Origin of the sequence: Pseudonocardia hydrocarbonoxydans, from assembly GCF_006539565.1 — a bacterium.
GTDB lineage: Bacteria > Actinomycetota > Actinomycetes > Mycobacteriales > Pseudonocardiaceae > Pseudonocardia > Pseudonocardia hydrocarbonoxydans.
Genome location: NZ_BJNG01000070.1, coordinates 1 through 6,522, shown reverse-complemented (window position 1 = coordinate 6,522; position 6,522 = coordinate 1). Strand labels below are relative to the sequence as shown.

8 protein-coding genes and 2 pseudogenes are annotated in these 6,522 nt (G+C 71.0%); 4 read left to right on the top strand and 6 right to left on the bottom strand.

The annotated features are described in order from the left end of the window. Nucleotides 1-2: 2 nt before the first annotated feature. Entirely contained in the window at nucleotides 3-173 is a 171-nt protein-coding gene (locus tag PHY01_RS26785; protein WP_170183991.1) for a hypothetical protein, read from the bottom strand. A 128-nt stretch (nucleotides 174-301) separates the two neighbouring features. On the opposite strand from PHY01_RS26785, the gene serA reads away from it, so the two are divergent. Further along, nucleotides 302-1,501 (top strand): phosphoglycerate dehydrogenase, encoded by a 1,200-nt coding sequence (serA, locus tag PHY01_RS25915; RefSeq protein WP_141282882.1) that lies wholly within the window; start codon nucleotides 302-304, stop codon nucleotides 1,499-1,501. Between the two features lie 3 nt (nucleotides 1,502-1,504). Here the strand turns inward: serA and PHY01_RS27860 are convergent. The 4 genes and pseudogenes from PHY01_RS27860 to PHY01_RS25895 all read right to left on the bottom strand — a co-directional run. Continuing rightward, nucleotides 1,505-1,702, bottom strand: a pseudogene (locus tag PHY01_RS27860) (response regulator transcription factor); the annotation flags it as partial. A 17-nt stretch (nucleotides 1,703-1,719) separates the two neighbouring features. Beyond that, a complete protein-coding gene (locus tag PHY01_RS25905; protein ID WP_141282878.1) occupies nucleotides 1,720-1,974 on the bottom strand; it encodes a helix-turn-helix domain-containing protein in 255 nt (84 codons plus the stop codon). Further along, a complete protein-coding gene (locus PHY01_RS25900; RefSeq protein WP_141282876.1) occupies nucleotides 1,974-2,462 on the bottom strand; it encodes a DUF2975 domain-containing protein in 489 nt (162 codons plus the stop codon). Before PHY01_RS25900 ends, PHY01_RS25905 begins: the two co-directional genes overlap by 1 nt. Nucleotides 2,463-2,483: 21 nt before the next feature. After that, entirely contained in the window at nucleotides 2,484-2,960 is a 477-nt protein-coding gene (locus PHY01_RS25895; protein WP_141282874.1) for a hypothetical protein, read from the bottom strand. A gap of 434 nt (nucleotides 2,961-3,394) precedes the next feature. On the opposite strand from PHY01_RS25895, the gene PHY01_RS25890 reads away from it, so the two are divergent. Beyond that, nucleotides 3,395-3,685: a hypothetical protein gene (locus tag PHY01_RS25890; RefSeq protein WP_141282872.1), complete on the top strand. Its 291-nt coding sequence runs from the start codon at nucleotides 3,395-3,397 to the stop codon at nucleotides 3,683-3,685. 140 nt (nucleotides 3,686-3,825) lie between these two features. Here PHY01_RS25890 and PHY01_RS25885 read toward each other — a convergent pair. Beyond that, nucleotides 3,826-4,945, bottom strand: a pseudogene (locus PHY01_RS25885) (IS256 family transposase); the annotation flags it as partial. A gap of 581 nt (nucleotides 4,946-5,526) precedes the next feature. Between PHY01_RS25885 and PHY01_RS25880 the strand changes: the two are divergent. Then, on the top strand, nucleotides 5,527-5,817 hold the full coding sequence (locus PHY01_RS25880) for a transposase (protein WP_098956241.1): 291 nt from the start codon (nucleotides 5,527-5,529) through the stop codon (nucleotides 5,815-5,817). Beyond that, nucleotides 5,814-6,522: IS3 family transposase (locus PHY01_RS25875; protein WP_141282870.1), on the top strand; the 709-nt coding region annotated here is incomplete at its 3' end. The genes PHY01_RS25880 and PHY01_RS25875, both read left to right, overlap by 4 nt.

The following is a 6,522-nucleotide window of genomic DNA, read 5'->3' as shown; positions in this document are numbered from 1 at the left end:
CCCTAGCCGACCATCCGCGCGCCGTCGGCGGGCGGGAGCGCGGTGAGCACCATCATCAGGCGGTGCTTCGCGGCCTCCCGGGCCGCGGGCTCGGGGTCGAGCGCCGGGCGCAGCCGCCGCAGGGCGGCGATGACGTCGAGCTCCCGGCGCGATCCGACGACGTGGGTGTCCATCGGGGCTCCTTCCGGTTCGGGTCTCGCCTCTTCATCGCCGTCACCCGCCGGGGTGTTGCGGTGGCCGCCGGTCGTCACCCGATCGTGCGGCGCGTCCCGCGTGCGGGCGGCTGGTCTAAATTGGCCCGGTGAAGGTGCTCCTCCTGGAAAACATCCATCCGGTCGCGACGGAGGCGTTCCGGCGCGCGGGCTTCGAGGTCGACGCCCGCACCGGGTCCCTGAGCGAGGACGAGCTCCTCGACGCGCTGCCCGGGGTGTCGCTGCTCGGCATCCGCTCCAACACCACGATCACCCCGCGGGTGCTGGAGGCGGGCAAGGACCTCCTGGCCGTGGGCTGCTTCTGCATCGGCACCAACCAGGTCGACCTGGCCGACGCCTCCGCGCGCGGGATCGCGGTCTTCAACGCGCCGTTCTCCAACACCCGCAGCGTCGTGGAGCTGGTGCTGGGCGAGATCATCTCGCTGGCCCGCCGGCTGCCCGAGAAGACCCGCCGGATGCACGAGGGCGTGTGGGACAAGTCGGCGAAGGGCAGCCACGAGGTCCGCGGCCGCACGCTCGGCATCGTCGGCTACGGCAACATCGGCACGCAGCTGTCCAACGTCGCCGAGGCCGTCGGTCTCCGGGTGATCTTCTTCGACACCGCCGACCGCCTCGCCCACGGCAACGCCCGGCGCGTCGGCACGCTCGACCAGCTGCTCGCCGAGTCCGACGTCGTGAGCCTGCACGTCGACGGCAGGCCCGGCAACGCCGGCCTGTTCGGTGCCGACCAGTTCGCACGGATGAAGCCGGGCGCGGTGTTCATCAACGCCTCGCGCGGCATGGTCGTCGACGACGCGTCGCTGCGCGAGCACATCCTGTCCGGCCACCTCTCCGGCGCGGCGATCGACGTGTTCCCGATCGAGCCGAAGGCCCAGGGCGACGCATTCGAGTCACCCCTGCGCGGGCTCGACAACGTCATCCTCACCCCGCACGTCGGCGGCTCCACGCAGGAGGCCCAGGAGGAGATCGGGCACTTCGTCGCGGGCAAGCTGATCGGCTTCGCTACGGCCGGCGCGACGGCGCTCTCGGTCAACCTGCCGCAGGTCGCGCCGCCGAGTCCGGCGGGTGCGTTCCGGATGGGTTATCTGCACACGAGCGTCCCCGGCGCGCTGGCGAGCATCAACCAGCTGCTCGCCGACACCGGCGTCAACGTGATCGGGCAGTCGCTGTCGACGGCGGGCGAGCAGGGCTACGTCCTCACCGACACCGACACGGTGCTGCCCGACACCGCGCTCTCGGACCTGATGCGCTCGCCGCAGACGATCTGGCTGCGCACCTGGCAGCCCTGAGTCTCACCCCACCAGCCCGGTCCGCCACGCCCAGGCCGCGATCTCCACGCGGTTGCGGGCGAGCAGCTTGTCCTGCACGTGGGTCACGTGGGTCTTGACCGTCGACACGGTCACGTGCAGCGCCGCCGCGATCTCCGCGTTGGTGGCGCCGTGGGCCACCGCGCGCACGACGTCGAGCTCGCGGGGGGTGAGCGGCGGGGCCTCGACGGCGGCGCGCGTCACCGGCGGTCCCCGCCCTGGGCCGCGGGGACGGCCGGGTCGGCGTGCTCGTCGTCGACCCACTCCAGGAGGTCGCCGGGCTGGCACTCCAGCACCCGGCACATGGCCTCCAGGGTGCTGAACCGCACCGCCTTGGCGCGCCCGTTCTTCAGTACCGCGACGTTGGCCGGCGTGAGCCCGACACGCTCGGCGAACTCCCCGACGCTCATCTTGCGCCGGGCCAGCTCGACGTCGATCCGCACGACGATCGCCATCAGATGACCGCGTCGAGGTCGACCCGCAGCATCGTCGCCTGCCGCAGCAGCGCCCGCATGACCACCATCAGCAGCCCCACCGCGGCCCCGACGAGCAGCAGGAGCAGGTGCATCGCGGCCAGCCCGGGAGCGTCGTCGAGCTCGGCGACGACGTAGACGGGCGCGGCCGCGCACAGCAGCAGCACCCACCCCGCGACGATCGACCACACGATCGCGTCCACCCACGGCAGCGCCCCCGGGCTGAAGATCTCGTCGCGCGCGACCCGCGTCAGCAGCTTGCCCGTGGCCACGATGACGACCTGCACGCAGACCAGCCCGAGCAGCGCGACCAGCAGGATCGCCCAGCCCGGCCGCGTGAGGTCCGGGATCCGGCCGGCACCCAGCTCGGCGACGCCCTCGTGGACCAGGACGCCCTGGCCCAGGGTCGCGACGAGGAACAGCAGGACGAGCACGACCCGGAGGAGCACGACGGCGCGGCGTGGGGGCATGTGCCGAGTATCGATCGAGACCTATCGATTGTCAATCGACAGCTCATCTCGGTGGCGTCGGGAGCAGTCGGCCGCGGTCATCGGGGTCGCGTAGATCTCCACCGACCACCCGTCCCGTACGGCGACCCCGCCGCCGGCGGGGGTCCGGCCGGGGCGGGTCAGCGACTCCCACGAACACATCGCCTGGAACTCGAAGTCCGCACGCGTGCCCCAGCCGATGCGTCGTGCGTACAGCTCCGGGTCCGACGCCCGGCGGATAGCCCGCGCGCGCTGCTCGGTGACCCATAGCAGCGCCCGGCGCGGGTCGGTCTCGGTGCCGACGAACTCCTCGGACACGATCCGGTGCCAGCGCTCCATCGCGTACCGCTCCCGCACGTTCGTCCCGATCTCGGTGACGGTCGGGTGCCAGTGCGTGACCCGGTCCGTGCGCCACCCGCCGGGGTCGGGGAGTGCGTCCAGGAAGCCGAGGTCGAGCGTCGCGGGAGGGACGTAGGCCACGGCGGGAAGCTAGCCACGCGCCCCGACAGGATCGGGCCGCTCGCGCATTTCCACGTCGGGCCGAGCACGGCCCCGCACGCGGCGGCCGCGGCCGTCACGCCCCGGCGATGCTGGCGAGCATGCCGCTCGTTGCGGCGTGGACGGTCACCACCGCCGTGCAGGGTCGCCGCCGGCTTGAGCCCGTCGAGGCCAGGGCATCTAGCAGCGCCGACGCTGTGCAACCTCGCTCGAGAAACCTGTCAGGGCAGCAGGATCACCAGTTCGCAGCCCATCCCGCGGCACACGCGTCCGCTGCTCCCGGTCACGGCGAGTGACACGGAGCATGCCCGAGGACGGTGGCATGTGCCCACCTCGCCGACGATCCCGTCGGGGAGGCTGCTGGTGCGATGATGGCCCGACGAGGGAGGTGGCGGCCATGAGTCTGTCCACTCCGGATGGTGCGCACGAGTTCGTCGTGGCGCCATTTGGTCGAGGTCGCCGCGCGCCTCGGCGTACCGGAGCACGCGGGTGACCGGGTCCGGTTCGAAGTGATCGACGGTGAGGGCGAGGCCGCGCTACCTCGTCGGCGGCCGATCGCCGATGTCGACGACACCGACGTGTTGTGGCATGACGAGCACTCGCGCCTTCTGGAAACCCTCCCGGGGGAAGCTGACCGTGCCCGCGACGATCGCGGCCGAGTCCTGCTCCATGGTCTGACACGTCGAGGCCTCACGTTTCTGCCGTAGCAGGCTCGCAGCTCGCCGGGAAGCTGCGACGACGTGGCGGCCGCTCCTGCTGGGCAGCGGCCGTCATCCCGTGGCGCGACTGTCGCAATGACGATCTATTCAGCAGAGAACGTGCCGGTCACACGTGGAGCTGGGGTCGGATCGTGCTGCTCAGCCAGGACGGCGCCGGCCAGGCGCAGCAGGGCGGCGGGGTTGGGGAAGACCCCGACCACGTCGATGCGGCGTTTGATCTCCTTGTTCAGCCGCTCCAACGGGTTGGTCGACCAGATCTTCTTCCAGTGCCCGGGCGGGAACGCGGTGAACGCCAGCAACTCCTCGGCCGCCGCCTCGAGCATCGCTTGGACCTGCGGGAACTGCCGCCCCAACATGTCAGCGACGGTGTGCAGCTGCTCGCGCACCGCGCCCGCGTCGGGCTGGGCGAAAATGGTGCGGACCAGGGCGGCCACCATCTCCGCGTTCGACTTCGGCACGACGGCGAGCACGTTGCGCATGAAGTGCACCCGGCAGCGTTGGACCCCCGCTCCGAGCAGCACGGTGCGCACGGCTTGGGCCAGCCCGAGGTGCGCGTCGGCGATCACCAACTTGACCCCGGACAGGCCGCGGGCCTTGAGCGAGCGCAGGAACGCGGTCCAGAACGCCCCGTTCTCGCTGTCCCCGACATCCACCCCGAGGACTTCGCGGTGCCCGTCGGCGCGGACCCCGATCGCCACGACCACCGCCTGGGACACGACCTGGTGGTCGACCCGGGCCTTGCCGTAGGTGGCATCGAGGAACACATACGGGTAGCTGCTGGCGGCCAGCGACCGACCGCGGAACGCGGCCACCTGATCATCGAGCTCGGCGCAGATCCGGGACACCTCGCTCTTGGAGATCCCCGACCCGACCCCCAGCGCCTGCACCAGGTCGTCGACCTTGCGCGTGGACACCCCGCACGTAGGCCTCCATCACCACCGCGAACAACGCCTGATCGACCCGACGGCGGCGATCGAGCAGGGCGGGGAAGAACGACCCGGTCCGCAGCTTCGGGATCCGCAACGCCAGATCCCCCGCCGGGGTGGCCAGCGTGCGCGGCCGGGACCCGTTGCGCTGATTACTGCGTGCCGGGCTGCGTTCCCACCGCCCGGCACCGATCGTGGCCGACACCTCGGTGTCGATCAACGCCTGATACATCGTCTCGGCCGCGACCCGGACGCGGTCACCGGCGTCACCGGCCTTGAGTGCGTCCAGCACTTCGAGTAGGGCGGCATGGTCCATGGCCATCGTGTGTCGTGTCCCTTCGTGAGAACCCTTAGCCAGGTCTCACTGACCGTCACACGATGGCCGTCTCCGTCATGATCGCCACGCCGAGACCGGCGAACCCGAACTCCACCACCCCACGGGACGCGACCGATGCCTGCCGCGCGAGTAGCGACTGAGCACGCGTGAACCGCAGTTCGTGCCACATCTGATGCCACGCCTGCGGCCGCTGAGCGCTACGCCGGAGCAGATGACGGTTCTGCGGTTGATTCCGTAGCCGGCGGAATCCCGCCGGTGAGGGGGCCTGGATCGGGGGAGCCCTCACTACCTGAGCTCGGTGAGGTTGTCGGGGTCTGGGTGATGGGCGGACTGGAGGGTTCCGGCGAGGGCGCCGGAGGCTCCTCGGTCGTTGGAAGCGGCGGGGCCGTCGTCGTCAGCGGCGGCGGTACCGGGTTGCCGACCGGGGGGCGACCGTCGGTCGGCGTGCAGTAGTAGCCGGGCGTGCGGTCGATCGGCGTGCAGTACATGTAGAAACCGCCGTCTGAAGTGACCCCCGCGGGCCGGACACCTCCAGAATTGGCAGTAGCCGAGGAGGAGGACGCGCGATGGGGCGTCGAAGCAAGTACCCCGAGGAGTTCCGGCGCAACGCCGCGAAGCTCGCACTCGACGGGGGCCGCTCGATCCGGGACGTAGCCCGCGAGCTCGGGGTCAACCACGAGACCCTACGGAACTGGGTCGAGGCGCTGCGCCGCGAACGTCGCGACGGACCGGCCGCGGTCAGTGGCGAGGAACGCGCCGAGCTCGCCCGGCTGCGCCGGCGGGTCGCGGAGCTGGAGCTGGAGAAGGAGGTCTTGCGAAAAGCCGCGGTCTTCTTCGCCCGGGAGACAGACCGGTGACCCGAGAAGCGATCTACGGGTTCATCGCCGCGGAGAAGACCACCTACCCCGTCCGTCTCCTGTGCCGGGTCCTGCAGGTCAGCACCTCGGCGTTCTACGACTGGATCGGTCGCGGCCGACCCGTGATCTCCGAGGAAGATCTTGCTGACGCCTACGCCGCGAACGAACTGCACGATGCCTGGGCCGAGCACCGCCGCACCTACGGCGCCCGACGCTTGACCGCCGAGATCCACGACCGTGGCCGGGTCTGGAACCACAAGAAGGTCGCCCGGTTGATGACCGTGGCCGGGATCGAGGGCATCCACCGCCGCCGCCACGGCAAGAAGCGCTCCCGTGTCGGCGCCGGGTCGGTCGCCCCGGACCTGGTCGGGCGCCAGTTCGTCGCCGAGGGCCCGGACCAGTTGTGGGTTGCCGACATCTCCTACCTGCGCACCTGGGAGGGCTTCCTCTACCTGGCCGTGGTCCTCGACGCCTGCACCCGCCGCGTCGTGGGCTGGGCCATGGCCGACCACCTGCGCCGCGAACTCGTCCTCGACGCCCTCGGCATGGCCCTGCACCAGCGCAAACCCGCCGAAGGGTTGATCCATCACAGCGACCACGGCGTCCAGTACACCTCGATCGACTTCGGCCGCACCCTGCGCACGTCCGGCGTGGTGGCCTCGATGGGCAGCATCGGCGACGCCTTCGACAACGCCATGGCCGAAA

What these genes read in the sequence shown, in the direction of transcription:
- PHY01_RS26785 (WP_170183991.1), bottom strand. Translation starts at nt 173, where the DNA reads ATGGACACCCACGTCGTCGGATCGCGCCGGGAGCTCGACGTCATCGCC.
- PHY01_RS25905 (WP_141282878.1), bottom strand. Translation starts at nt 1,974, where the DNA reads ATGGCGATCGTCGTGCGGATCGACGTCGAGCTGGCCCGGCGCAAGATG.
- PHY01_RS25900 (WP_141282876.1), bottom strand. Translation starts at nt 2,462, where the DNA reads ATGCCCCCACGCCGCGCCGTCGTGCTCCTCCGGGTCGTGCTCGTCCTG.
- PHY01_RS25890 (WP_141282872.1), top strand. Translation starts at nt 3,395, where the DNA reads ATGGTGCGCACGAGTTCGTCGTGGCGCCATTTGGTCGAGGTCGCCGCG.
- PHY01_RS25880 (WP_098956241.1), top strand. Translation starts at nt 5,527, where the DNA reads ATGGGGCGTCGAAGCAAGTACCCCGAGGAGTTCCGGCGCAACGCCGCG.